Origin of the sequence: Rhizobium sp. B230/85 (assembly GCF_019355735.1) — a bacterium.
Classification (GTDB): Bacteria; Pseudomonadota; Alphaproteobacteria; order Rhizobiales; family Rhizobiaceae; genus Rhizobium; species Rhizobium rhododendri.
Map to the genome: position 1 here is coordinate 2,426,422 of NZ_CP072156.1, position 25,878 is coordinate 2,452,299.

Consider the following 25,878-nt stretch of genomic DNA (forward strand, 5'->3'; position numbering starts at 1 on the left):
ACTCTCCCTTGTTGAAACTTGGACGGACTTTGTCGCACCACCATCGGCCATGGGCAAGCCTTGCCGTGTTCAAAACGGATCGATTGACAGAACCAGGCAGGATTACCGTAGGATCGGGCAAGGGGTTTTGCGGCCGCAAATTGCGGCACTGCGCCTATATCGCGGAACCTCATAGGAACAAGGGGACGCCAGGAGGGAAAGATGTCCGCAATGGCGGCAAAGATTGTCCATGTAACCATCCATCGCGACTGTCGGGCGGTCTACGACTTTGCATCGAAGCCGGAAAACATGCCGCTTTGGGCATCCGGCCTGGCGACTGCCCTCGTGCCCGACGGTGCTGACTGGATCGCAGCCGGAGCGCTTGGCACCGTGCGGATCGCCTTTGCGCCGCCGAACGACTTCGGCGTCATCGACCATACCGTCACCGAGCCTTCCGGCCGGCAATTCTACAATGCACTGAGGGTCGTTAGGAACGGCGCCGGGTGCGAAGTGATGTTCACCCTGCTGCGCGTCGAAGGCATGACGGATGCGCAGTTCGAAGCCGATGCCGAGCACGTCGCCAGGGATCTGGCGACGCTGAAGGGGCTGATGGAGAGCGAGGCGCCCTAGATGCTTTTCAGCGTCCAGTCGACGATCTGAGCCGACACGGATGCGAAGGCCTTGTCGAGCGACTTAACATAGGCGTCGTTGGTCGTGCCGGTCGTCGGCACGGCGACGCGGAAGACGTCCTGCTTGCGCACGGTGCCGGTCTTGTCGTTGAGGATCTTGGCCGAGATCTCTACGACTGCTGCCTGCTTGGTGGTATCGATCTCGAACGCGCGGATATCGGTCACGACCTGGTAATCGATTGCCAGACCCTGGCCGGGAACGCCGACGCCGCCGACCTTGCCGGAGTTCTCGAAGGCTTCCACCAGCTTCGACTGCACCATGCGGCTGAGCTTGTCGCTCCACTGCGCCTTGGCGAGATACTGCAACTCGGAGCCGCTGACCCGCACAACGATCTGGTTGCTGTCGATGGCGCTGAGCGCCGTCGGTGCAGGTACCAGGATCTGCTTGCCATGGGCTGCCGGACCCTTGCCGCTGACATTGGCAGCCAGATCGAACGTATCGTTCTTGGCGCCACCACCACAGGCCGTCAGCAGCACGGCCACCAATGGCAAAGCCACTGCGGACCTGCGTGCCGCGAACCAACCCTGAACCGAACCATATTCGAACATGCTGCGCCTACCCCTTGAAACCTTGCCGCCGGTCAATGCCGTGTCCGCCCGTTATACTGCTTGACGGTGTCGCCACCGAACAGCAGGCGCTGCGGGTTCTTGTCGAAATTGCTGATCGTGTCGTTCAGATTCTGTACCGTCCGCCTTGTATCGTTGACCAGCGTCTGCACGTCGTTCAGGCCACCGGCCGAAAAGCGCTGCAGGTTGTCGGCGATCGGTCCGATACGCGAGTTGATGCTGTCGGCAACCTTCTTGAACGATTCCAGCGTGTCACGTGCTTCCGTAAACAGCGACTGGGTGTTGTCGGTTCCCAGCAACGCATCGACTTTGATCAGAATTCCATCGACGCGGGTCGAAGCAGAGTTCAGCTTGTTGGCCATCTGCGACACATCCTGGATCGTCTGGCTGATTTCGGCCTGCTTGGCCGACACGCTGGCGGTGATATCGCGGATCGAGGCGACAGCAACGCGGGCATCCTTGGTCGCCTGCGAGATATCGTCTACCGAGCCCTTGATCTTCGAAGGATCGATCGAGGCCACCAGCTGGTCGACCTTGTCGAGCGTCAGCTGAGCCTTCTTGCCGAATTCGTTGTAGGTATCCGACGTTTCCTTGATGCTGGTGATCGTTGCCTTCAGGTTGCTGGATGCATCGGCGACGTTCGCTGTCAGCTTGTCCACGTTTTTCACGACGTCGTTGATGCTCTGGGCGTCGACCGCACGAACCAGCTTCTCGACGGCATCGAGCGTCGAATTGACCTTGCCGGAGACGCTGCTGAAGGTCTTGGCGAGTTCACCAGCACTGGCAAGAAACTGATCGATATTGCCGGCATTGTCCGCAAGCGCCTTGGAGAAGGTATTGGCGTTCTTGACGGTATCGGTGAGCGGCCCACGGGCATCCTTCACGAAGCCCTGGAAATCGCCAATAGTGTCGTTGGCGCGGTCCATGATCTTGTCGGCGGTCGCCAGCAGATTGGTAACGCTCGATTGGTCGGCGAGCAGAACGGCCCGCTTGCCGGTATCGAGCGAGCGCTTGAGGATGTTTTCGTCGCCGGTGCGACCGCCGGAGAGTTCGATATAGGCAGCACCCGTCAGGCCCTGGATTTCGAGAACGGCCTTGGTCGTCTCATAGACCGGCGCATCTGCCCGCACTTCGGTGAAGGCCAGCGAATAGCGCGGATCGTCGGCATCGATCGAAAGCGTCTTGACGCTGCCGACCTGGATACCGTTGAAGCGCACCGGCGAGCCGACGCTCAGGCCGTTGGCAGATCCCGGGATACGCACGATCAGCTCGGTCATCGTACCGCCACGGCCGTATTCGGCCATCCAGTAGACGAAGCCGAATGCGGCGGCGATGACCAGGACGGTGAAAATTCCGACGATCGTGTAGTTTGCTCTGGTTTCCATGATCTCAGTTCTTCTCGCGGCTCTGGTTGCCGGGTTCTGCAGTCTCTTCGTGGCGGACGACGGTACGAGCCCGTTTGCCGCGGAAATAGGATTTCACCCAAGGTTCGTCGCAGGCAAGCATGTCGTCAACAGTTCCCTCGATCAGGACACGCTTTTGTCCGAGCACGGCAATGCGGTCGCAGACGGAAAACAGGCTGTCGAGGTCGTGGGTGACCATGTAGACGGTAAGGCCGAGTGTATCGCGCAGCTTGGCGATCAGTTCGTCGAATTGGGCAGCGCCGATAGGGTCGAGGCCGGAGGTCGGCTCGTCGAGGAACACCAGATCCGGATCGAGCGCCAGCGCCCGTGCCAGCGCCGCGCGCTTGATCATGCCGCCCGACAGTTCCGACGGATATTTGTCAGCCGCATCCGAGGCGAGACCGGCAAGCCGGATCTTCATATGCGCAAGCTCGTCCATCATCGAAACCGGCAGGTCGAGATATTCGCGCATTGGCACCTGGATGTTTTCCTTCACCGTCAGTGATGAAAACAGCGCACCTTGCTGGAAAAGCACGCCGAGACGCATGTCGAGCTTGTTGCGGTTCGATTCGTCGAGCGAATCGTAGTCTGTACCGAGAATTTTGATCGTCCCGGCGCTGCGCGGCAGAAGCCGCAGCACGGTGCGCATCAGCACCGACTTGCCGGCACCGGAGGGACCGACGAAGCCGAGGATTTCCCCGCGATAGATGTCGAGATCGAGCTTGTCGAGCACGATTTTCGGGCCGAAGTTCACCGTGACGCCACGCGCCGACAGCACGACGTCGCGGCCATCCGCGGCGCGTTCCATCTGTGTGTCATCCCGGTCTGGCTGAGGCGCGTCCAAATGCTGGTCCTTAAAAATCGATTGCGGCGTAGAAGATGGCAAACACACCGTCCATCATGATGACGACGAAGATCGACTTCACCACGGAAGATGTCACGTGCTGACCCAGAGACTCGGCGCTGCCGCCGACCTTCAGGCCTTCGACTGCGGCGACGATACCGATCACCAGCGCCATGAAAGGCGCCTTGATCATACCCGATATCACCGTCGATACGCTGATTGCCTCGTGCAGACGGGCAATGAAGGTCGCAAAAGTGATGCCCGAATAGGTGTAGGTGACGGTCGCGGCACCCAGCAGCGATGCAAAGTTGGCCAAGACCGTCAGCAGCGGCAGGGCGATGGTCAGCGCCACCAGCCGCGGAAAAATCAGCACGCCGATCGGGTTCAGGCCCATGACCTTCAGCGCGTCGACTTCTTCGCGCATCTTCATCGAGCCGATTTCGGCCGTGATCGCACTGCCCGAACGGCCGGCGATCATGATGGCGGTCAGCAGCACACCGATTTCACGCAGCTGCAGGATGCCGACCAGATCGACCACGAAAACTTCGGCGCCGAAATAGCGCAGCTGGAAGGCGCTCTGCTGGGCGATGATGGCGCCAATGAGGTAGGACATCACCAGGATGATCGGCACGGCGCGAACGCCCATGTGATCGAGCTGGTTGACGATGGATGCCGGAGAAACACCGCTGCCGCGACCGAGCTTCAGCTGCGCACCGCGCACGGCCGAGCCCAGGATGTACATCGCAGCCACGAAGAAGCTGCCGAGCTCGGCGACTTTCTCACCCATCGGCGAGAAAATCCGGTCGAGCAGCGGCACTTTCGGCTTTTCCTGGGCCGCGATCTCGCTTGCATCCTCGTCGAAGGATTTCAGCAGTTCGTCGATGTGGTCGTTCGATCCTTCGATCGTGACGGTCGCATCGTGCGATTCCTGGCTGAGCTTCAGCCTGCGGATCAGCAGCACGCCCGCAGTATCGACATCAGACAGGCCGGTCAGGTCGATGACGACGTCACCGCCGCTCGTGCGCTTGGAAAGGTCGTCTATTCGTCGCAGCACGCCGTGAATGCTGGCGCTGCGCCAATTGCCTGCAAGCCGGTAACGATGACCGGAACCATCGGCCTCATCGTCGATCGTCGGCGCATCCGGTATGTTTTCAGCTACGCTCAAACTCATGCGTCTTTCAGATTGGCGGCATCATGCCGACTCAGCGATGTATCGCATCCCGCTCATTACGCGACTATACAGAAACGATCTACAGTCTCGTGCCGCAGAAAGAGCAGATATGTCACGCCTTCTCAATGTCCAAATGAATTCCTGGCCGATCGCCGGCACATTCACAATTTCGCGTGGCAGTAAGACCACAGCGGAGGTCGTCACATGCAACATTAGCGAGAGCGAATGGCAGGGAAGTGGCGAATGCGTGCCGTATCGGCGCTACGGCGAGACAATCGAAAGTGTCATTTCGGAGATCGAGTCGGTCCGGACTGCCGTCGAATCAGGCATGACTCGCGAAGAGTTGGCGGTCGCCATGAAGCCCGGCGCTGCCCGAAACGCCGTCGACTGCGCGCTCTGGGATCTCGAGGCAAAGCGCTCCGGTATATCGGTGGCGCGGACCATTGGCCTCTTGACGATGGAGCCTCGCACGACCGCCTTTACGATTTCGCTGGGCGAGCCCGAGGTCATGGCGGCAGCAGCCGGCGCACAGGCGCACCGCACCCTGCTGAAAGTCAAGATCGGCACCTCCGACGACGAAAGCCGTATCCGCGCGGTACGCATGGCAGCGCCGCAATCGGCGATCATCCTCGATGCGAATGAAGGATGGACGGAAGACAATCTTGCCCGCCACCTCGAGATCTCCGCCGAAGCAGGGATTGCCCTGGTCGAGCAGCCCCTGCCCGCCGGCAACGACAGGCTGCTGGCAACTATCAGAAGGCCCGTCCCCGTCTGCGCCGACGAAAGCGTCCATCACACCGGCGATCTCGAAAGCCTCCGCGACCGCTACGACGCCATCAACATCAAGCTCGACAAGACAGGCGGGCTGACGGAGGCCCTCCGCATGAAGGCAGATGGCGAACGGCTCGGCTTCCGGATCATGGTCGGCTGCATGGTCGGCACCTCGCTGGCGATGGCACCGGCGCTGATGCTGGCCCAGGACGCGGCCTTCGTCGATCTCGACGGACCGCTGCTGCTTTCCCGCGACCGCGAACCCGGATTGCGCTACGAGGGGTCGCTGGTCTTTCCACCGCTCTCGGAATTGTGGGGCTGAAGGCGCGAGGCGACGACGATCATGGCGAGCCCGGCAGCGGCGATCAGCGCCATCAGGTAGAAACCCGACGTGCCAAGCCAGCCGTAGACATAGCCGGAGGCGATGGTCGCGATGCCGAGGCACATGCCGTTATAGAAGAAGTAGACGCCCTGGGCCGACGCCTCCTGCGTTTCCTGCACCGTCGCCACGATGCGGCGCTGCACCCCGATATGGACGCAGGCATAGGTGAAGGCGTGAAAGCACTGCAGCACGAAGTGGCCGGCAAAGCCGAGGTCCATCGGAAAGACGATCCACCGGCAGACGCACATCGCAGCGCCGAAGCGCATCAGGGTCCAGGCGCTGAACCGGCGCCCCAACCGCTTGGAGAGGAAGAAGATCGTCACCTCGGCCGCCACCCCGGCGCTCCAGAGTATCCCCACCTGCGTGCCGGAAAAGCCGATCTGGTGCCAGTAGATCGAAGCGAATGTGTAGAACAGCGCATGGCTTGCCTGCTGGACCGAAACGCCGATCATGGTCAACAGCAGGCGCGGATTACTGAGCGCATTGCCGATGGGCGGCGCCTTGATGTCGAGCGGCAGGCCGCGCCGCCGCGTCGGCCCGATCCGGGGACAATAGAGCGCCATCGCAGTCGTCAGGATGAAGCCGATAACCATCAGCGGCAGAACCATCCTGCCGCCGAACGCGCCGATCACCTGGCCGCCAATCAGCGTCGAGACAATGAAGGCTATCGATCCCCACACCCGGGTCGAGCCGTAGTCGATCCCCCAGCGCCGGACACCGGAGATGGTAATCGACTCGACCACCGGCAGGTATGGCGCATAGGTGGCGCCCTGCAGCGCATAGACCAACAGGACGGTCGCGAAGTCGTCGGTCCAGAACAGCGCGATAGCGGTCAACAGAGACAGGCCTCCCGACCAGAGAAGCACGGTCGCCCGCTCCCGCATCCTGTCGGCAAACAGCGCCACGACAGGCGCCACCAGCACACGCACGACCATCGGCAGGGCGAGAATGATGCCGATCTGCTGGTCGTTGAACTTCAGGGTCGCGAGGAACACAGGAAAGAACGGCAGGGCGATGCCGTTGACGATCAGCGGGGCACAATAGGACAGGGCGCTGCGCAGCCGGAAATAGGCAGGAGCCTCCCTGCCCGTCGAAGTCATCGTTGCGGGAATCATGACAATGCCTGATTTGGAAACGCTGATTCCCTACCACGCATTCGCCATCGCGCCTACGGCGCCTTCAGGTCGGTGGGAAATTCAAGGCGCTGGAAGGCCTTGTCCGCTCACTCGGCAGCGGTCATACCGGACGCCGCCTTTGCTTCGGCCATCATCAGCGCAAGGTCCATGGCCGGGCGCGACGGCAGGCGATCCTGGCGGCTCTCGGCCACGGCAGTAGCAGGCTTCGCGTCGAGGATCTGGCGCCAGGTGATCAGTTCGAAGCTTCCATCCTCATGCTCGGCAATCGCCGTACAGCTTTCAACCCAGTCGCCGGTGTTGATGTAGCGCAGGCCATCGATGTCCTCGATGACGGCATGGTGGATATGGCCACAAATGACCCCGTCGGCATGGTTGCGCTTGGCCTCTTCGGCCACCACGCGCTGGAACTCGCCGATGAAGTTGACCGCATGCTTGACCTGCTGCTTGGCCCAGGCTGAGAACGACCAGTAAGGCATGCCGAGCCGGCAACGAATGCTGGCGAGCGCGATATTCAACACAATGGCGACGTCGTAGGCCCAGTCGCCGAGATAAGCGAGCAGCCGGGCGTTGCGCACCACGACATCGAACTCGTCGCCGTGCAGCACGAGATATGTCTTGCCGTCGGCAGTGGTGTGGATCGCCCGTTCGGCGACCTCGATACCGCCGAAATGGTTGCCCGGGAAATCGCGCAGGAATTCGTCGTGATTACCGGGGATGTAGACGATGCGCGTGCCCTTGCGCGCCTTGCGCAGGATCTTCTGGACGACATCGTTGCAATCCTGCGGCCAGTACCAGCTGCGCTTCAGCCGCCAGCCGTCGATGATGTCGCCGACGAGGTACAGGGTATCGGCTTCGTGATAGCGCAGGAAGTCGAGAAGATAGTCCGCCTTGGCGGCCTTCGATCCCAGATGAACGTCGGAAATGAACAGGGTTCGGAAGTGTCGAGTGTCCATCAATGTCTCCACGAACGTAATGCCCGTGCCCCAATCTTCGCTGTGCCCGGAATAATCAGACTCGTGTTTCAGGAAGATGACATCACATCCAATTCGAGCGCGAAGATGGCGTAGCTTACCCTGCCGCGCATCGGCAAAATCTTGCCGCCCTGCCACAATTCCGTACTGTGCACCCCCGAGGATTGTTGTATGCAGTGACGTGAAATCGTTAGACGAATGGTAATGGAGAAGCGTGATGGACCCGCAGGATGCATCGAAGGCACAGAAGAACATGACCAGCGGTGACCTCGACGAACAGGCGCTTTTCTTCCACCGCTATCCCCGTCCGGGCAAGCTGGAGATCCAGGCGACCAAGCCGCTCGGTAACCAGCGCGACCTGGCGCTCGCCTATTCGCCGGGCGTTGCCGCTCCCTGTCTCGCCATCCGCGACAACCCTGAAATGGCTGCCGAATATACATCGCGCGCCAATCTCGTGGCCGTCATATCGAACGGCACGGCCGTGCTTGGCCTTGGCAATATCGGTCCGCTGGCCTCAAAGCCGGTGATGGAAGGCAAGGCCGTACTGTTCAAGAAGTTCGCCGGCATCGACGTCTTCGATATCGAGATCGAGGCACCGACCGTCGACGAGATGGTCTCGACGATCTCGGCACTGGAGCCGACCTTCGGCGGCATCAATCTCGAGGACATCAAGGCGCCCGAGTGCTTCGACGTCGAGCGCCGCCTGCGCGAGATGATGAAGATCCCGGTCTTCCACGACGACCAGCACGGCACTGCGATCATCGTCGCCGCCGCCATCCTGAACGGCCTGGAACTGGCCGGCAAGACGATAGAGAACGTCAAGATCGTCGCATCCGGTGCAGGCGCTGCCGCCCTCGCCTGTCTCAACCTTCTCGTCATCCTCGGCGCCAAGCGCGAAAACATCTGGGTCCACGATATCGAGGGCCTGGTCTACACCGACCGCAACGTGCTGATGGACGAGTGGAAATCCGTCTATGCCCAGCCGAGCGACAAGCGGACGCTGGCCGAATCGATCGGCGGCGCCGATGTGTTCCTCGGCCTGTCGGCCGCTGGCGTGCTGAAGCCGGAACTGCTGGTGCAGATGGCCGAAAAGCCGCTGATCATGGCGCTCGCCAATCCCAACCCCGAAATCATGCCGGAACTCGCCCGCGCCGCCCGGCCTGACGCGATGATCTGCACCGGGCGCTCGGATTTCCCGAACCAGGTCAACAACGTCCTCTGCTTCCCCTACATCTTCCGCGGCGCGCTGGATTGCGGCGCGACGACGATCAACGAGGAAATGAAGATGGCGGCGGTGCGCGCCATCGCAGCCCTTGCCCGCGAAGCCCCCTCGGATGTTGCCGCCCGCGCCTATACCGGCGAAACGCCGATCTTCGGCCCGGAATACCTGATCCCCTCGCCCTTCGACCCGCGCCTGATCCTGCGCATCGCTCCGGCCGTCGCCAAGGCTGCGGAAGAGAGCGGCGTGGCGCTTCGCCCGATCACTGATTTCGACGCCTATCTCGATACGCTCAACCGCTTCGTCTTCCGCTCCGGCTTCGTCATGAAGCCGATCTTTGCAGCTGCCAAGCTCGCTCAGCCGAAGCGCGTCGTGTTTTCCGAAGGCGAAGACGAACGCGTGCTGCGCGCCGCCCAGGTGCTGCTCGAGGAAAACACGGCCGTGCCGATCCTCATCGGCCGCCCCAGCGTCATCGAGACACGCCTGAAGCGCTACGGCCTGAAAATCCGCCCGCACACCGATTTCGAAGTCATCAACCCGGAAGACGATCCGCGCTTCCGCGATTACGCCGACCTCTATTTCTCGCTTGTCGGCCGCAGCGGCGTCATCCCGGAGGCAGCCCGCACAATCGTCCGCACCAACACCACCGTCATCGGCGCACTGGCGCTGAAGCGTGGCGACGCCGATGCACTGATCTGCGGCCTCGAAGGCCGCTACGAGCGGCACCTGCGCGTTGTCCGCCAGATTATCGGCAAGCGCGCCAATGTCCGCGACTTCTCGGCCATGAGCCTGCTGATCTCGCAACGCGGCAACACGTTCTACACGGACACCTACGTCAACTTTAATCCGACGGCCGAAGAGATTGCCGAATCGACAGTGCTGGCAGCGGAGGAAATCCGCCGCTTCGGGATCACGCCACGCGCCGCCCTTGTCTCGCATTCGAACTTCGGCTCGCGCGAATCGGAGAGCGCCACGAAGATGCGCAATGCCCTCAGGCTCATCCGGCTTGCAGCCCCCGATCTAGAGGTCGATGGCGAAATGCACGGCGACAGCGCGATTTCCGAGCATCTGCGCCGCCGCGTCATGCCGGATAGCACGCTGACCGACGAGGCCAACCTGCTGGTGTTCCCGAACCTCGATGCGGCCAACATCACGCTTGGCGTTGTCAAGGAGATGATCGACGGGCTGCATGTCGGCCCAATCCTGCTCGGAACGGCCCTGCCGGCCCATATCCTGTCGCCCTCGGTCACCTCCCGTGGCGTCGTCAACATGGCAGCCGTGGCCGTGGTCGAGGCATCGCAGCCCGGCTGATACTGACGGGACCGCCGGGCATCATCCCGGCGGTCGACCACCTGCTGCCGAGCGCAGGGCTGGCGCAAGTCTGTGGGCGCCATATATCTTGCGCGTGATAATGGATGAACTGCAACTTCGCCCCGGCTGAGGCGGACACCATCCGAACGGAGCAGGCCAAAGGCGTGACAGTGGGCTGGAAACATTCATTTTGGGCGCTTGCCGCATCCTTGGCGATGGCAGCGCCACTGGCTGCCCAGACGAACGCAATCTGCGACGACCTGCGCGGCCAGATGGCCAATCTCAGCGAAACCGTCGGCACCAACCGCCAGCTCCGGCAATACCGCACCGCCATCGCCCAGCAGATATCCGAGTTGCGCCAAGTCGAGAACGACCTTGAGGACAACGAGTGCTCGTCCGGCAGCATGGTGATCATAAACGGTGACGACGACGGCACCTGCGCGCGGATCGAGGATACCCTGCAGCGCATGCAGGAGAACCTGCAGGATCTCGTTGCCAAGCGCGACCAGATCCAGCGCGGAGACGTTTCGGAAGGACCCACGCGCAACCAGCTTTCCGCAGCGCTGCGCGCCAACGGCTGCGAAGATCAGGATAGCGGCGATACCATCATCACCAACCGCCCGGCCCCGCAGGCAGGCATCGAGCCCAGCTACCCCGCAACCCCAGGGGCAACGACGCTGGACAGCAGCGGCGGTCCATCCGGCAACGAACCGGCACCGCAATCGCCGATCCAGAGCTACGCCTTCGGTCAATCCTATGGCGGCGGCAATGTCCGCACGGTCTGTGTGCGCACTTGCGATGGCGGTTTCTTTCCGATGACCCAGAATGCATCGCCCGGCGATTTCCAGCGGGATGGCGAAACCTGCGCGAGGATGTGCCCGGGCGTAAAGACCGAGTTGTTCTTCCACCGCCTGCCCGATCAGGAAACATCGGCGATGGTCTCCGCCTCGTCGGGCACCCCCTACAGCGCCATGCCCTACGCCTTCGCCTTCCGCAAACGGCCGCCGAACGAAAAGACCAGCTGCACCTGCAATCTGCCGGCCTATTACGAGGAAATGCGAAGGCAGAACGCACTGACAAAGCCGCCAGCCGCAGGCACGCAGCAAGGCTCGATCACGACGATCATTCCAAAAGAGTCGCCGCCGGCCGTGCCGACCGCACCCGCAAAGGGCGATGCGCCGCCGGTGGAACGGCCGTACGATCCGTCAGCCGGCAATGTCCGCCAGGTCGGCCCGGCATTCCTGCAGCCCGACCAGCGCAAACTAGACCTCACCCGTCCGGCCGTACCCGGCGAGCAGCCCCAGCAATAGGCCTCAGCCCTGCGGCCGGCCCCAGCCATTCTCGAACACCAGATCCTCCAGCGGCAATCGCTGCCGCCAGCCTTTGACGGCGAGTTCCGGTTCGCCATAGAGCTCGTCTACGAACCCCAGGCAGAGCCAGGCGATCATCTCGATCCGCTCCGGTATGCCGAGCAGCGCCCGGATATCGGCGTCGTGAAAAATGCTGACCCAGCCGACGCCCACACCCTCGGCGCGCGCCGCAAGCCAGAGATTCTGCACGGCGCAGACTGTCGAATAGGCATCCATGCGCGGATTGTGGGTGCGGCCGAGCACGACGGGCCCGGCACGATCCGGATCGCAGGTGATGCAGATGCTGAGCGGCGCCTTGCGGATCCCCTCGAGCTTCAGCGACCGGTAACTCTCGCGGCGGGCACCCTCGAACTGCAGCGCTGCCTCACCATTGGCGCGCTCGAAGGCTTCGAAAGCCTTCTCGCGGATACCGGCGTCGCGCACGAGAATGAAATTCCAGGGCTGCATGAAGCCAACCGAAGGCGCGTGATGGGCAGCGCCCAGCAGCCTTGCGATCAGGTCGTCCGGCAGCGGCTGCGGAAGGAACTGGTCCCGCACGTCCCTGCGCGTTTCGATCGCATGGTAGATGGCGTCGCGCTCGGCGACGGAAAAGGCTTGTGCGCGGACGAGATCGTCCCTGCAGTCAGGTCGCATCGTTTATATCCCCAACAATGCCAACCGCCCGCCGTCCTCGCGGGATCAGTCTATCTTATCAGGCCGGTCTTCTGGCTCGGCTTCATCTGGCGATGCTGCCTTCCCGGTCGAAACCAGTGGCATATCGGAGAACTGACCGTTCCCCCTGCATCGCCATCCGCCTTACAGCGTTGGGCACGCGCCGGATTTACACCGGCTTCCCGATTCTCCCGCCTGGGCGGGCACCTGATGAAGGAGATATGCGCGATCCGGCTAGCGATGGCAAGCGGATCGCAGGCCTGCTCAGCGCTCCGGTTCGTACCGGACAAAGGCGAACTCCTCGCCATCGGGTGACCAACTCGGTACGTTGATTGTCCCCTGGCCCCCGAACAGCTCGAACAACGTCGTGATGTTGCCGCCATCCATGTCCATCAGGCGCAGGCGGACGTCGAGATCGCGCGGATGATCGAAGACGTCGCCGTCGTAGGAGAGCAGCACGACCTTGTCGCCCTTCGGCGATGGATGGGGAAACCAGTTGCCGAACTCGTCGTCGGTCACCTGCTGCAGGTCGCGACCGTCAGGCCGGATCCGCCAGATCTGCATACGGCCCGTCCGGCTGGAGTTGAAATAGATCCACGCGCCATCGGCCGACCAGTCCGGCCCGTCGTTGCGGCCCTCGCCATGGGTCAGCCGCGTCTCCGCACCGCCCTCGACCGAGATCGTGTAGATGTCGAAGAGATCGCCGCGAATGCCGCAGTAGCTGACATGCTTTCCGTCGGGCGACCAGCCGTGCCAGTAGGACGGCAGGTTTGCCGTCACCTGCCTGGGAACGCCGCCTTCCGCCGGTACGAGATAGATGCAGGACTTGCCGTACTGGACCTTGTCGCAGAGCGCGATCAGCGTACCGTCGGGCGAGATGCCATGGTCGTTGTTGCAACGGTTGGCAAAGCCTGTATCGACGCGCTCGACAGTGGCGAGCCCGTCGAGCGACAGGCGGTAGAGAAGCCCGTCATCGTTGACGAGCAGGTAGCGTCCGTCCGGCGCGAAGTTCGGCGCCTCTACGAGACGATCGGTCTGCCAGACGACCCGCCTCTGACCTGTTGCAATGTTGAAGATCTCGACCGAACTGCGCATGTCTCACCCATCCTCGAAGCCGGCGCCCGAACCAAACAGCGACCGCGGAGGTTTTAACGGCTCGCCCAACGGACATCAACTGGCTCGACCGGACGCGATTGCGTGAGGCATCGCCATTCCCATGTTTTGCCGTTGCAATTCATCGTGGCAACCGAATACTGCCGCTAACCAGCATCGGAGCCACGCATGCCCAATCTCCCGAACTTCTTTCACACCCACTTCGATAAATCGTCGGACGATCTCGGCGTCATCGAGAAGCGGGTGCTGAAGCGAGCCCGCGAACGCAAGATCATCTCGACGGATGTCAACGCCGCCTTTTCCGCAAATGCCTCCGTCGGAGAGCGGCTCGCAGACGGGATTGCCCGCGTCGGCGGATCATGGGCGTTCATCGTCTCCTTCCTGTTGTTCCTGGTCGCCTGGACGGTGCTCAACACCATCCTGCTCTCGTCACGCGCCTTCGATCCCTACCCGTTCATCTTCCTCAACCTGATCCTCTCGATGATCGCAGCCATCCAGGCGCCGATCATCATGATGTCGCAGAACCGCCAGACCGAACGCGACCGCTTCGAGGCTGCCAAGGACTACGAAGTCAACCTCAAGGCCGAACTGGAAGTCCTGTCGCTGCACGAGAAGATCGACCTGCAGGTGTTGACCGAACTGTCGGCCCTCAGGGAGGAAGTGGGCCGCATTACGAGGCTGCTGGAGGCAAAGGCCTAGCGTCGGCGGGACTGCCCCTTGCGGACGATGGCTAGTCGGATTTCGGGAACTGGGGCAGACCGTCGTGGAGGCCGTAGAAGCCTGCCTTGTCGGCGCAGTAGATGTGATGACCCATCTTCAGGTCATTCGGATCATCGAACAGGCCGGCCATGATCGAGATCTGGTCGGCATCGTCGGCGACCCAGAACAGCGCGGAACCGCAGGTCTTGCAGAACCCGCGGCTGGCAGCGGGACTGGAGCGATACCAGCTGACATTCTCACCGCCCTCGACCGTAAGGTGGTCGGTCGCCGCGTTGGTGGCGGCGAAGTAGAGGCCGGTCTGCTTGCGGCATTGCGAGCAGTGACACCCGACCACATCCCTGAGCGGACCTGTCGTCCGTATTTTCACCGCGCCGCAAAGGCAAGATCCGGTATGGTCGTCCTTCATAGCGCCTTCTCGATCCTTGTCGTTAGGTATCATCCTGATGGTGCGGCATGCAGCTGTCAACTTCAGATTTCATGACTGCAGCATCAGCCACGCTGATAGCAGACCCTTTGCTGAATGCTCCCGGCATGCCCTCGTCGAAAGACGGTTAACAGGGCATTAAGCCACCTTTTCCCCCCGTCGTTGCCATGGCCGCACCAAACAGCCGGGTCCGTCGGCCAAGGTGCGATTTTGGGACAACCTATTCTGAAACGCGCCATTCATGCGTGCGTGTGGTTCAAAAATAAACCCGCCCAAAAATTGTATAGGTAACCTAATATTAGGATATCGCAATTCAAATTAAACCAGCAGGAATGGGAAGGTTGCGGCGACCGAAGGGGAGACGGAGACGATGATCAAGACCAAATTTCGCCATTGCGAACGTGGTACCGCAGCCCTCGAATTTGCGATCATCTTTCCTGTGTTCATTCTCGTGCTGATGACGCTGATCGCCTACGGCATCTATCTCAGCGCCGCCCATTCCGTTCAGCAGATCGCGGCCAATGCAGCCCGGACAGCCATCGCCGGCGTCACCGCGGCAGAGCGGGAGCAACTGGTCAACACCTACATAACCACCTCCACCCTTAACGATGCCATTCTGAACCCGGCTAAATTCACAGTCACGGTGCAGCCGGATCCGGCCAACGCCAACCAGTTCACGGTCAAGTTGTCCTACGACGCTCAGGACCTGCCGATCTGGAACCTCTACAGCTTCGCCATGCCAAGCAAGACGATTGTACGCACCGCAACGATCCGCATGGGAGGCATCTGATGCCGATCGGAACCATCCTGCGGCGCTGGACCCTGAGCGAGCAAGGCAACGTCGCAATCCTGGCTGCCATCACCGCACCTCTCATTCTGTACTGCATGAGCCTGGGTCTCGATTATGGCATGCTGAGGCTGCAGCAGCGCCGCCTGCAGCAGACGGCCGACCTGTCCGCAATTGTCGCGGCATCCGACGTCAACAATGCCCAGGCCAATATTCTCAACTACTTCAGCACCAACAACCTGAACATGGCTGTCCAGACGGCAAGCGGCTATGTCTCGAACACCGGAACGTCACCTCTTGGAGACGCCGTGAGTGCGGCAAAGTTCGACGGTATCGCAACGATAACGCTCGGCACCTACGTCGCTGATCCGACGATTGCCCTCGGCAGCCGCTTCGTGCCGGGCGCCACGCCATACGACGCCGTCAAGGTGAAAATCGAGCAGACCGGTGGACTGATTTTTGCCGCGAGTTTCGCAACCCCGCCGACCCTTTAGGCCGTCGGCACTGCATCGACGGAGAAGATTGCGGCGTTTTCGATCGGCTCGGGGCTGGCAAGCGTCAACAACGGACTTCTGAATGCCGTCCTGGGTGGCTTGCTCGGAACCAGTCTTTCCCTCAGCGCCATGGATTACAACGCGCTGCTGTCCACCAAGGTGAACGCCCTCTCGGTCGCCGACAAGCTGGCGACCAATCTCAACCTCACCGCCGGCAGCTATGCCGACACACTGGCGGCGGACGTCAAGTTCGGCGACGTGCTCAATGCAATCGGTGGTCAGGCCGGTCTCAACTCGGCCACCCGGAAAGCCATTCAATCCGTACAGACGGCGGCAAACAGTGCCCAGCTCCGGCTCAAGCTCGCCGATATATTGTCGCTCGGGCCTGTCGCCCAAAGACCCACCGGCAGCGGCTCGCAAATCAGCCTCGCTGCCAACGTCAGGGATCTGGTCACGGCCGCCGCCCTCGCCGCCAATGGCAGCAAGCAGGTTTCCGTCAATCTCGGCGGCACCATACCAGGCCTCACCACGGTGCAGATGACGATGGCCATCGGCGAACCGCCGCAAAGCACACCATCCCTGGCCGTTGGCGCCGTCGGCACGGTGGTGCGCACCTCCCAGACCCGTATCAAGCTATCCATAGCGATCGACGCACTGGCGGCGCTGGCTGGCACCAAAGTGCAGCTGCCGCTTTACGTGCATCTGGCCAATGCGACGGGAAAGCTTTCGGCCATCACCTGCCTCGGCAACGGCGCGCAGAACGCCAATGTCTCCGTCAGTACCATACCTGGCGTCGCCGATCTCTACATCGGCAACGTCGACACCACGCAGTTTTCCAATTTCGCGACCGGCCCGGACGTGACAGCTGCAACCTTGGTCAACGTGCTGGGCCTGATCACCGCCACGGCCAGCGCCCACGTCGCCATTACAAATATGACAAAGACGACGCTCACCTTCACGCCAGCCGACATAGCTGCCGGGGTGACAAAGACTGCCTCCACCACGGACACACTGACCTCCGCGATCTCGTCCCTGCTCGCCAACACCAACTATTCGATCAATATCCTGGGCCTCACCCTCGTCACCAAGGCCGTCTTTCAGCAAGCTCTGGCCATGACGCTTTCGAGCGTCAGCACGCCGCTCAACGATCTGCTCAGCAACGTGCTGCTTCTGGCCGGCGTCAAGGTCGGCCAGGCCGACGTCACGGTAACAGACGTCCGCTGCCAGCAGCCCGTACTCGTCCAATAGACGACGTCCCCAAAAAAACGGGCCGATCTTTCGACCGGCCCGTTTTCAATGTGATGTAGAGACTGCTCAGCCGTTGGCGACAAGTCGCTTTTCGTCGCGACCGCCCTTCATGCGCTCGGCCAGCAGGAAGGCGAGCTCCAGCGCCTGGTCGGCGTTGAGGCGTGGATCGCAATGGGTGTGGTAGCGATCCTGCAGGTCGTCGGCGGTGACGGCGCGGGCGCCACCAGTGCATTCGGTGACGTCCTTGCCGGTCATCTCGATGTGGATGCCGCCCGGATGCGTGCCTTCGGCGCGGTGGATCTGGAAGAAGCTCTCGACTTCCGACAGGATGCGCTCGAACGGCCGTGTCTTGTAGTTGTTGAGCGTTATCGTGTTGCCATGCATCGGATCGCACGACCACACGACCTTGCGGCCCTCGCGCTCGACGGCGCGCACCAGCTTCGGCAGGTTGTCGGCGACCTTGTCGTGGCCGAAGCGGCAGATCAGCGTCAGGCGCCCGGCCTCGTTGGCGGGGTTGAGCACGTCTATCAGTTCCAGCAGGTTGTCGGCCGTCAGCGACGGGCCGCATTTCAGTCCGATCGGGTTCTTGATGCCACGGAAATACTCGACATGGGCGTGGTCGAGCTGGCGCGTGCGGTCGCCGATCCACAGCATGTGGCCCGAGGTCGCGTACCAGTCGCCCGAGGTCGAATCGACGCGGGTCATCGCTTCCTCATAGCCGAGCAGCAATGCTTCGTGGCTGGTGAAGAAATCGGTTTCGCGAAGGCTCGGATTGTTCTCTGCCGAGATGCCGATGGCCTTCATGAATTCCATGGTTTCGCTGATCCGGTCGGCCAGCTTGCGGTAGCGCTCGCCCTGCGGGCTGTCCTTGACGAATCCGAGCATCCATTGATGAACGTTTTCGAGGTTGGCATAGCCACCCATCGCGAAGGCGCGCAGCAGGTTCAGCGTCGCGGCGGACTGGCGGTAGGCCATGATCTGCCGTTCCGGATCAGGAATGCGGGCCTTTTCGGTGAACTCGATACCGTTGACGATGTCGCCGCGGTAGGCCGGCAGCGTCACATCGCCCTGCGTCTCGACATTCGACGAGCGCGGCTTGGCGAACTGCCCGGCGATACGACCGACCTTGACGACAGGCAGCTGGGCGCCGAACGTCAGCACCACGGCCATTTCGAGAAAGGCGCGGAAGAAATCACGGATGTTGTCGGCGCCATGTTCGGCAAAACTCTCGGCACAGTCTCCGCCCTGCAGCAGGAAGGCGTTGCCTTCGGCGACATTCGCCAGGTGCTTCTTCAGGCGACGCGCCTCGCCGGCAAAAACCAGCGGAGGATAGGTCGCAAGCTGCGCTTCCATTACCGTCACGGCATCCTTGTCCGGGTATTCCGGAACCTGGCTGATAGGCTTCTGCCGCCAGCTGCTGGGGGACCAATTCTGTACCATCGTGCTCACCTGTTTTCCGCCCGGTCTCCGCCGGTTCCCGCTATGTCGAAATAAGCGCGGCTTATATCCCTTTGCGTGCGACTTGCATAGCGGGGCTACTCTCTGCGCGTTCCGATGCAGATTTTAACCGAATACAAACCACGGCAATTGCCGGATTGTTGATGAAACTACCCTATAAAGCGCGCAAACGCCGCGACGATGATAGCCGCGACCGATCGCCATGACGGCAAAGCTGCGAACGGGCTATCGACGATGCGCATTCAAAACCTCTGGAAAGACAGATCCGGCAACTTCGGCATCATGACGGCACTGCTGCTTGTGCCCATCGTCGGCACCGCGGGCATGGCCGTGGATTTCGCCAATGCGCTGAATATACGCAACCAGCTATATGCTGCAGCCGACGCCGCTGCCGTCGGTTCTCTGGCCGAAAAATCGGCTGGCGTGACCGCTGCCATGGGGATGACATCGGATGGCACCGTCGCGGTTGCCCAGACCGATGCGAATTCGCTGTTCTTTGCCCAGAACAGCGCGGCACTCACCAGCAGCAACGTCAAGGTCGCCATCGCAGTCACCAAGACCGGCAACACGCTTCAGTCGAATGTCAGCTTCACGGCAACAGTGCCGACGACGTTCCTGCACGTAATCGGTCAGGACACCATCTCCATCGCAGGCAAGGCCACGGCGCAAAACCAGACGCAGACCTACATGGATTTCTACATCCTGATCGACAACACCCCATCCATGGGCGTTGGCGCGACGCCTACCGATGTGGCGCTTATGGAGGGCAACACCCCTGACAAGTGCGCTTTTGCCTGCCACGAAACCGGCGTGAACGACGGCAAGGATTACTATACGCTCGCCAAGAGGCTGAATGTGAAGAAGCGGATCGACGTCGTCCGCGAAGCCACAATGAGCTTGACGTCCACCGCCAAGACGCAACGGACCATCGATAACCAGTATCGAATGGCAGTTTATACCTTTGGCAAATCAGCGGATGAGGCATGGCTGACAACGATATCGCCGCTGATTTCCGACATGGACAGTGTTCAGGACCTTACAAGTAAGGTCGACCTGATGACAACCGTCGGACAAAACTACAAAAGCGATGCGCAGACCAGTTTCGACACGGCCCTGACAACCTTGAATACCACAATCCCGACACCGGGAAATGGCTACACCAGCAGCAGCCCCCAGAAGACCTTGTTCTTCGTGACGGACGGCGTCGGCGACAGCATAAAGCCGGTCGGCTGCACTGCACCGTTGGATGGTAACCGCTGCCAGGAGCCGATCGACACATCTTTCTGTACGCCCCTGAAGAACCGCGGCGTCAAGATAGCCATTCTTTATACGACCTATCTGCCGTTGCCGAATAATGATTGGTACATGCGGTGGATCAATCCGTTTAGCAAGCAGATCCCTGCCAAGCTGCAGAGCTGCGCGTCACCCGGCCTCTATTTCGAGGTCAGTCCGACCCAAGGCATCAGCGATGCCATGAATGCGCTGTTTATGCGGGTGGTCAACGGGTCCAGGCTGACGAGCTGATACCAGGTAAACTGGAGGCGAGCGCGAGATAGCGCGCTCCCTCCATAATCTTGATCAGACGCGCACGCCGTTCTTGATCAGATAGCTCGGCGTATACATCGTCACCAGCTCTTCGGACGCAGTCGGGTGGACGGCCATGGTGCGATCGAAATCGTCCTTGGTGCAGCCGGCCTTCAATGTGATGCCGAGCAGCTGCGCCATCTCGCCGGCATCGTGGCCGAGAATGTGGGCGCCGACCACCTTGCGGTCGGCCGCATTGACGATCAGCTTCATGATGCTCTTTTCGGCCCGCCCCGATAGCGTCGCCTTCATCGGCCGGAACTGGGCGCGATAGACTTCAAGCGCCTCATATTTTTTAGCGGCCTCCTCCTCGCTCAGGCCGACGGTGCCGATTTCAGGCTGCGAGAACACGGCGGTGGCGATCAGCTGGTGATCCGGCTTGGTGGGATTGTTCTTGTATTCGGTCTCGATGAAGCACATCGCCTCGTGAATGGCGACCGGCGTCAGTTGTACCCGATCGGTGACGTCGCCGAGTGCAAAGATGTTTGGCACCGAGGTGCGCGAGTATTCGTCGACGACGATGGCGCCACGACCGTCGACCTTGACGCCGGCGGCCTCCAGCCCGAGCCCCTTGGTGTGGGGATCGCGGCCAAGCGCCAGCATCACCGTGTCGACGCTCAGCGTATCGCCCTGCTTCGTGCGGGCCTGCAGGCCCTCCGCCGTCCTAGTGACTTCCTCGATGACATCATGGCAGCGGATCTTGATGCCCTTGGCGACCATTGCCTCATGCAGGCCCTGGCGCATGTCGTTGTCGAAACGCGACAGGATCTCGGCGCCGCGATAGATCAGCGTCGTATCGACGCCGAGGCCATGGAAGATATTGGCGAATTCGACGGCGATGTAGCCGCCGCCGGCAATCAGGATCGACTTCGGCAGCGTCTTCAGGTCGAACGCCTCGTTCGAGGAAATGCAGAACTCGTGGCCCGGAAGCGACTGGTGCGCATTCGGCATTCCGCCGACGGCGATGACGATGCGCTCGGCAGTCACCGTCTGGCCGGTCTTGGTGAGGCGCACGGTATGGGCATCGACGAGCTCGGCGCGGCTGTCGTATATCTCGGCCTTGGCATTATCGAGGCCCTTGCGGTAAAGCCCTTCGAGACGGGTGATTTCCCTGTCCTTGGCCTCGACCAGCTTGCTCCAGTCGAACGTGCTCTTGCCGACAGTCCAGCCGAACCCTTCCGCATCCTCGAAATGCTCGTGGAACTGCGAGGCGTAGACGAACAGCTTTTTAGGAACGCAGCCACGGATGACGCAGGTCCCGCCATACCGGAATTCCTCGGCAATCCCGACTTTCTTGCCAAGCGACGCCGCGACGCGGGCGCTGCGCACGCCGCCGGAGCCTCCACCGATGACGAAAAGATCAAAATCGAATGACGGCATGGGAGCTCCTGGAATTTCTATGCCGGCGAGCCGGCTGGATCGATGCTGATATAGGAATACCGGCGATAAAAAGAAAAGCCCGGATGAACCGGGCTTTGGAATAACAGATATGCGAAGCGATTAGGGCTTCGGAGCAGGTGCCGGCTTTGCAGCAGGTGCCTTGGCAGCCGGAGCCGGTGCGGCGTCGGCAACTGGCGGAGCCGGCGGAACCTTGACGATCTTCTCGAGTGCCTTGTTGCTCTGGTTGGCGAGGTCACGCGAAATGCCCTGTCCCCAGATGTCGGCAGCCTTGTAGAGTTCGCGTGTGGCGATCGGGCCATCCTTCAGCAGCTTCTTGCCCGCTTCCGAATTGTAGAAGTCGGCCATTGCCTTTAGTTCTTCGGTTGTGAACGACTTGGCATAGGTTGCAGCCGCTTCCTTCTCGAGGTCGGCGCGGCGGGCAGCAAGCGCGAGCGCCTGCTGGTCGACGGTCGAGCTGATGGCTTCCTGGAAATTCGGGTTGGCCTGGATCATCGTGCTTTTCAGCTGCTCGGCCAGCGTCGGCAGGATGGAATCGAACTGATTGGTGATGCCGAGCGCGTTGATCGCGGCACGGGCAGCCTTCATCTGTTCTTCGGAGATTTCCTGCGCGCTGACTGAACCGAACGCCATGCCGGAAAGAAGAACGGTTGCAGCGGCCAGGCGGCCGAAACCCGCTATTTTGATCATGTGTTCAATCTCCTGTATGATGCGCGTGAAGCGTGTGCGCGCCTGCCGGGCCGGCAATGACCGCAAGCGTCGCCAAGTTGATAAAGAGCCCGTGTTCGACAACGCCGGGTATGGAATGAAGTGCGGCTGATAGCGCCTCTGCATCAGCAATGCGGCCAAAAGATGCATCGAGGATGTAGTGCCCGCCATCGGTCGTAAAAGTCTGGTCGCCCGCTTGGCGCAATGCCAGGGCGCCGGATAACCCAAGTCTGGCCGCAGCCTTTTCGATCATCAGCCGCGTTGCCGTCAGCCCGAAGATGTTGACCTCGATGGGCAATGGAAATGCACCCAGGGTTTCGACAAGCTTGCTCTCGTCGGCAATGACGATCATTCGGCCGGATGCGGCAGCGACGATCTTTTCGCGCAGCAGCGCGCCGCCACCGCCCTTGATCAGTCGCAAGCTGTGGTCGAGTTCGTCGGCGCCGTCGATGGTCAGGTCCAGTTCCGGGCGCTCGTCCAGTGATTTGAGCGGCACGCCCAGCTCCATGCAGAGCCGCGCCGTGCGCTCGGATGTCGGAATGCCTTCGATCCGCAATCCGTCGGCGACCTTTTCGGCAAGCAGCCTGACGAATTCCTCAGCGGTGGTGCCGGTGCCGATGCCAAGCCGCATGCCGCTCTCGACATAATCGAGAGCCACTGCCGCAGCTTTGATCTTCATTTCGCGGGCGTCCATGCGCCACGTGCTCCCACCGTTTCGATGGAGTGCTGTTTACACGGCCCGCTTGGCAAACGGAAGCCAAAATTCGGCGGTGCGGAAGAATTGCGGCGGCATCCCGAGAGGCGCGCAAGAGGCAGCCGGAGTTCGCCGGCGTTGCATTGGCAGACGCGATCTTTTACTGGAAAGGCTCGTTTTTCCCTCCCCGTTAGCCAAGGCGGTCTGCCCGTGAAAACTCCCACTGTAGTCTTCGATCTCGATGGAACGCTGGTCGATACCGCGCCGGATCTCGTCGCCAGCCTCAACCATACGATCGCCGCCCTCGACCTCCAGCCGGTCGGCTATAACGACCTCACCTATCTGGTAGGCCACGGTGCAAAAACTATGATCGAGCGGGCCTGCAAGCTCGGCGGTTACGATCTCGAGGAAAAGGACATGCCGCCTCTGATGGAGCGCTTCATTGACTTCTACGGCAAGACCATGCCGGGCGACAGCAAGCCTTATCCCGGTCTCGTCGCCGCCCTGGACCGCCTAAGGGCCGAAGGCTTCGCGCTTGCTGTCTGCACCAACAAGATGGAGGCGCTGGCTGTAACCCTGCTCCAGAAGCTACGCCTCGACCACTACTTCGCAACCATCGTTGGCGGCGATACCTTCCCTGTCCGCAAGCCTGACGGCCAGCATATCCTCGGCACCATCGACAAGGCTGGCGGCGATGCGACGCGGGCAATCATGGTCGGCGACAGCATCAACGACATCCTCGCCGCCCGCAATGCCGCAGTTCCGTCGATCGCCGTGCCCTTCGGCTACTCAGACGTGGAGATCGCAAGCCTGTCTCCAAACCATATCATCCAGCACTACGAAGAACTGACGCCCGAACTGGTCACAAGGCTGCTCGCAACGCGCTGAGGCATATCTCCGAAACGAAACAGGCGACCCGAGGGCCGCCTGTCGAAAGTAATTGTCCGAGGGACGCGATCAGATCTGCGCTTCGCGGACCTTGGTCGTCGTAGCGAACGCCTTCATCGTGTAGGTGTCGCGATCGTAGACATCGTCGAAGTAGCGAACGACGCCATCCTTGTCCGGCCACGCCGTGAAGTAGGCGATGTAGACCGGGAAGCGCTGCGGCACGGGCACGGCCTTGTTCTCGCCGGTGGCGATCTGCTTGGCGACATCGGCAACAGTCGTGTTCAGCACTGCCGCTGCCATGGCGCGCGGATCGGCCAAGCGGACGCAGCCGTGGCTGAGGGCGCGCATGTCCTTCTTGAAGAAGCTCTTCGACGGCGTATCATGCATGTAGATCGCATGGCTGTTCGGGAACAGGATCTTCAGTTCGCCCAGCGCATTGTCGCTGCTCGGCGGCTGGCGCACGGCAATGTTGGTGGTCGATCCGTACCAGTCGACGCTGGACGAAGGGACGGCGCGACCGTTGACCTCGACCTGGTAGCCGGTCTTGTCGAGATAGTTCGGATCGGCCCTGAGCTTCGGCAGCATCTCGTTGACGATGATCGACTGCGGCACGCCCCAGTACGGGTTGAACTCGACGGTCTGGATCTGGTTCTCGAAGAAGTTCGTCTGGTGCCCCTTGGCACCGACGACGACGCGCATCGACAACGCTTCCTTGTTGTCGTTGTAGTAGTAGACCATGAAGGCCGGCTGGTTGATGAAGACGTAGCGCGGGCCGAGCTGGTCCGGCAGCCAGCGAAGCTGTTCCATGGCGATGGTCAGCTTCTGCAGCTTGGCATCGCTGTTTTCCCCGACGATCGCACGAACGGTCGACTGGCCGATGACGCCATCGGCCGTCAGGCCTTTTTCCTTCTGGAACGCTTCGACCAGCGAAACCAGTTCCGGCGTGTACAACGGCGTCTGCTGATAGGACGAGAACACGTCGGCATGAGATGTCGTCAACGCATCGGAACCCTTGAGCTGGATGCCCTTGACGATGTTGGCGATCTGCGGCGAGGTATCGCCGGGCTTGATGATGCCGCTGAGGGTAATCGCGACGCGGTTGGCATCGTTGGTAGTCTCGGCCTTCAACCGGGCATATTCAGCCTTCAGGGCATCGAACTGCGGGTTCTGCGGGCTGCGGCTGTTGAGATAGGCAGTGACGTCAGGGCTGAGCGACAGGTTGCCCAGCACGGGCATCAGGTTGACGTCCTTGCGCTTGAAGTCGTGATAGCCGGACAGCTTGTTCGGATCGATGCGGCCGCGCTGGTTGTCCTGCACGAAGGCGAGAACCTTGGCCGACAGCGCCAGTTCGAACTGAGTCAGCGCCCGGTCACGGTCGGCAGGATTGACGCTGCCCTCGTCGATGACGGGAACGGCAACCTTGTAGTCGTCGGGATCGAGACCGATGAGATCGGCCTGCGCCAGCACAGCCATGGCGGCCTTGGCCTTCTCGGACACCGCGTTATCGGCAACCCAGACCATCGGCTTCTTGCTGTCGGCGTAATAGTCCTCCAGAGCCTTGGCGACATCGTTGGTCGCCGACACCCGGGCTTCGGTGAGATAACGACGCTGGGCGCTGGACGGGTCGACTGCGACAGGAGCAGAAGACACATCGGCAACGGCACCGGTGACCACCGGATCCGCGAATTTGCTCGTTGCGACCAGGCGCATCGGCTCGGGCTTGTAGGTGTAGTAGGTCGGCGAGCTGACCTTCGGAGCCGGGCCACCACCACCCGCACCTTCTCTGGGGACGGGAGCAATCGGCATGCTCGGAGGCAGGATCTGATTGCTGTCAACCTGCTGCTGCGACCGACCCTTGCCGCCACGAATGAAATCCATCAGCGTCATGGCATGCGCAG

At 61.4% G+C, this 25,878-nt stretch carries 24 protein-coding genes and 1 riboswitch; of the genes, 10 read left to right on the forward strand and 14 right to left on the reverse strand.

The window, feature by feature from the left end:
• Positions 1-201: 201 nt before the first annotated feature.
• Complete coding sequence (locus tag J5289_RS11795; protein ID WP_209183870.1) at positions 202-609, forward strand: SRPBCC family protein; 408 nt, start codon at positions 202-204, stop codon at positions 607-609.
• On the opposite strand, the gene J5289_RS11800 is transcribed toward J5289_RS11795, so the two are convergent.
• The 4 genes from J5289_RS11800 to J5289_RS11815 are packed head-to-tail and all read right to left on the reverse strand — an operon-like array spanning position 606 to position 4,653.
• Positions 606-1,217, reverse strand: coding sequence for an ABC-type transport auxiliary lipoprotein family protein (locus tag J5289_RS11800; protein ID WP_209183871.1), 612 nt, complete (start codon positions 1,215-1,217; stop codon positions 606-608). The two genes, J5289_RS11795 and J5289_RS11800, sit on opposite strands and share 4 nt — an antisense overlap.
• A gap of 32 nt (positions 1,218-1,249) precedes the next feature.
• Entirely contained in the window at positions 1,250-2,620 is a 1,371-nt protein-coding gene (locus tag J5289_RS11805) for an MlaD family protein (RefSeq protein WP_142822911.1), read from the reverse strand.
• 4 nt (positions 2,621-2,624) lie between these two features.
• Positions 2,625-3,446 carry an ABC transporter ATP-binding protein gene (locus tag J5289_RS11810; RefSeq protein WP_142822913.1) on the reverse strand — a complete coding sequence of 274 codons (822 nt, stop codon included), beginning with the start codon at positions 3,444-3,446 and terminating at the stop codon, positions 2,625-2,627.
• Positions 3,447-3,492: 46 nt separating this feature from the next.
• Positions 3,493-4,653: an ABC transporter permease gene (locus J5289_RS11815; protein WP_111221833.1), complete on the reverse strand. Its 1,161-nt coding sequence runs from the start codon at positions 4,651-4,653 to the stop codon at positions 3,493-3,495.
• 109 nt (positions 4,654-4,762) lie between these two features.
• Here J5289_RS11815 and dgcA point away from each other — a divergent pair, with 109 nt between their 5' ends.
• Positions 4,763-5,746: an N-acetyl-D-Glu racemase DgcA gene (dgcA, locus tag J5289_RS11820; protein ID WP_209183872.1), complete on the forward strand. Its 984-nt coding sequence runs from the start codon at positions 4,763-4,765 to the stop codon at positions 5,744-5,746.
• Here the strand turns inward: dgcA and J5289_RS11825 are convergent.
• Positions 5,698-6,921: an MFS transporter gene (locus tag J5289_RS11825; protein ID WP_209183873.1), complete on the reverse strand. Its 1,224-nt coding sequence runs from the start codon at positions 6,919-6,921 to the stop codon at positions 5,698-5,700. The two genes, dgcA and J5289_RS11825, sit on opposite strands and share 49 nt — an antisense overlap.
• 107 nt (positions 6,922-7,028) lie before the next feature.
• Entirely contained in the window at positions 7,029-7,895 is an 867-nt protein-coding gene (locus J5289_RS11830) for a UDP-2,3-diacylglucosamine diphosphatase (protein WP_209183874.1), read from the reverse strand.
• Positions 7,896-8,130: 235 nt separating this feature from the next.
• Here J5289_RS11830 and J5289_RS11835 point away from each other — a divergent pair, with 235 nt between their 5' ends.
• On the forward strand, positions 8,131-10,443 hold the full coding sequence (locus J5289_RS11835; protein ID WP_209183875.1) for an NADP-dependent malic enzyme: 2,313 nt from the start codon (positions 8,131-8,133) through the stop codon (positions 10,441-10,443).
• Positions 10,444-10,658: 215 nt separating this feature from the next.
• Positions 10,659-11,753 (forward strand): DUF2865 domain-containing protein, encoded by a 1,095-nt coding sequence (locus tag J5289_RS11840; RefSeq protein ID WP_209206544.1) that lies wholly within the window; start codon positions 10,659-10,661, stop codon positions 11,751-11,753.
• A gap of 3 nt (positions 11,754-11,756) precedes the next feature.
• Here the strand turns inward: J5289_RS11840 and bluB are convergent, their stop codons facing one another.
• Positions 11,757-12,446, reverse strand: a complete 690-nt coding sequence (gene bluB, locus J5289_RS11845) for a 5,6-dimethylbenzimidazole synthase (protein WP_209183877.1) — start codon at positions 12,444-12,446, stop codon at positions 11,757-11,759.
• 43 nt (positions 12,447-12,489) lie between these two features.
• Positions 12,490-12,690, reverse strand: a riboswitch (cobalamin riboswitch).
• A gap of 38 nt (positions 12,691-12,728) precedes the next feature.
• Positions 12,729-13,559: a PD40 domain-containing protein gene (locus J5289_RS11850; RefSeq protein ID WP_209183878.1), complete on the reverse strand. Its 831-nt coding sequence runs from the start codon at positions 13,557-13,559 to the stop codon at positions 12,729-12,731.
• Positions 13,560-13,745: 186 nt separating this feature from the next.
• Here J5289_RS11850 and J5289_RS11855 point away from each other — a divergent pair, with 186 nt between their 5' ends.
• Positions 13,746-14,276, forward strand: coding sequence for a DUF1003 domain-containing protein (locus J5289_RS11855; protein WP_142822927.1), 531 nt, complete (start codon positions 13,746-13,748; stop codon positions 14,274-14,276).
• A 31-nt stretch (positions 14,277-14,307) separates the two neighbouring features.
• Here J5289_RS11855 and J5289_RS11860 read toward each other — a convergent pair whose 3' ends face one another.
• Positions 14,308-14,703, reverse strand: a complete 396-nt coding sequence (locus J5289_RS11860; protein ID WP_209183879.1) for a GFA family protein — start codon at positions 14,701-14,703, stop codon at positions 14,308-14,310.
• A 388-nt stretch (positions 14,704-15,091) separates the two neighbouring features.
• Between J5289_RS11860 and J5289_RS11865 the strand changes: the two genes are divergently transcribed.
• The 3 genes from J5289_RS11865 (at position 15,092) to J5289_RS11870 (ending at position 17,250) form a co-directional block, all read left to right on the forward strand.
• Positions 15,092-15,511 carry a TadE/TadG family type IV pilus assembly protein gene (locus tag J5289_RS11865; protein WP_209183880.1) on the forward strand — a complete coding sequence of 140 codons (420 nt, stop codon included), beginning with the start codon at positions 15,092-15,094 and terminating at the stop codon, positions 15,509-15,511.
• Positions 15,511-16,002, forward strand: coding sequence for a pilus assembly protein TadG-related protein (locus J5289_RS29205; RefSeq protein ID WP_247750656.1), 492 nt, complete (start codon positions 15,511-15,513; stop codon positions 16,000-16,002). The genes J5289_RS11865 and J5289_RS29205 overlap by 1 nt, the downstream gene beginning before the upstream one ends.
• Positions 16,003-16,101: 99 nt before the next feature.
• Complete coding sequence (locus tag J5289_RS11870; RefSeq protein ID WP_247750655.1) at positions 16,102-17,250, forward strand: hypothetical protein; 1,149 nt, start codon at positions 16,102-16,104, stop codon at positions 17,248-17,250.
• A 66-nt stretch (positions 17,251-17,316) separates the two neighbouring features.
• On the opposite strand, the gene J5289_RS11875 is transcribed toward J5289_RS11870, so the two are convergent.
• Positions 17,317-18,690 carry a class II 3-deoxy-7-phosphoheptulonate synthase gene (locus tag J5289_RS11875; protein ID WP_142822934.1) on the reverse strand — a complete coding sequence of 458 codons (1,374 nt, stop codon included), beginning with the start codon at positions 18,688-18,690 and terminating at the stop codon, positions 17,317-17,319.
• A gap of 252 nt (positions 18,691-18,942) precedes the next feature.
• Here J5289_RS11875 and J5289_RS11880 point away from each other — a divergent pair, with 252 nt between their 5' ends.
• Positions 18,943-20,232, forward strand: coding sequence for a TadE/TadG family type IV pilus assembly protein (locus J5289_RS11880; protein ID WP_209183882.1), 1,290 nt, complete (start codon positions 18,943-18,945; stop codon positions 20,230-20,232).
• Positions 20,233-20,286: 54 nt separating this feature from the next.
• Here J5289_RS11880 and gor read toward each other — a convergent pair whose 3' ends face one another.
• The 3 genes from gor to rpiA form a co-directional block, all read right to left on the reverse strand.
• Positions 20,287-21,672 carry a glutathione-disulfide reductase gene (gene gor, locus J5289_RS11885; protein WP_209183883.1) on the reverse strand — a complete coding sequence of 462 codons (1,386 nt, stop codon included), beginning with the start codon at positions 21,670-21,672 and terminating at the stop codon, positions 20,287-20,289.
• A 120-nt stretch (positions 21,673-21,792) separates the two neighbouring features.
• Positions 21,793-22,380 carry a DUF2059 domain-containing protein gene (locus J5289_RS11890; protein ID WP_142822940.1) on the reverse strand — a complete coding sequence of 196 codons (588 nt, stop codon included), beginning with the start codon at positions 22,378-22,380 and terminating at the stop codon, positions 21,793-21,795.
• 4 nt (positions 22,381-22,384) lie between these two features.
• Positions 22,385-23,092, reverse strand: coding sequence for a ribose-5-phosphate isomerase RpiA (rpiA, locus tag J5289_RS11895; RefSeq protein ID WP_209206543.1), 708 nt, complete (start codon positions 23,090-23,092; stop codon positions 22,385-22,387).
• A 210-nt stretch (positions 23,093-23,302) separates the two neighbouring features.
• On the opposite strand from rpiA, the gene J5289_RS11900 reads away from it, so the two are divergent.
• Positions 23,303-23,980, forward strand: a complete 678-nt coding sequence (locus J5289_RS11900) for an HAD family hydrolase (RefSeq protein WP_257625351.1) — start codon at positions 23,303-23,305, stop codon at positions 23,978-23,980.
• Positions 23,981-24,049: 69 nt separating this feature from the next.
• Here J5289_RS11900 and J5289_RS11905 read toward each other — a convergent pair whose 3' ends face one another.
• Positions 24,050-25,867: a murein L,D-transpeptidase gene (locus J5289_RS11905; RefSeq protein ID WP_209184121.1), complete on the reverse strand. Its 1,818-nt coding sequence runs from the start codon at positions 25,865-25,867 to the stop codon at positions 24,050-24,052.
• Between the last annotated feature and the right edge of the window lie 11 nt (positions 25,868-25,878).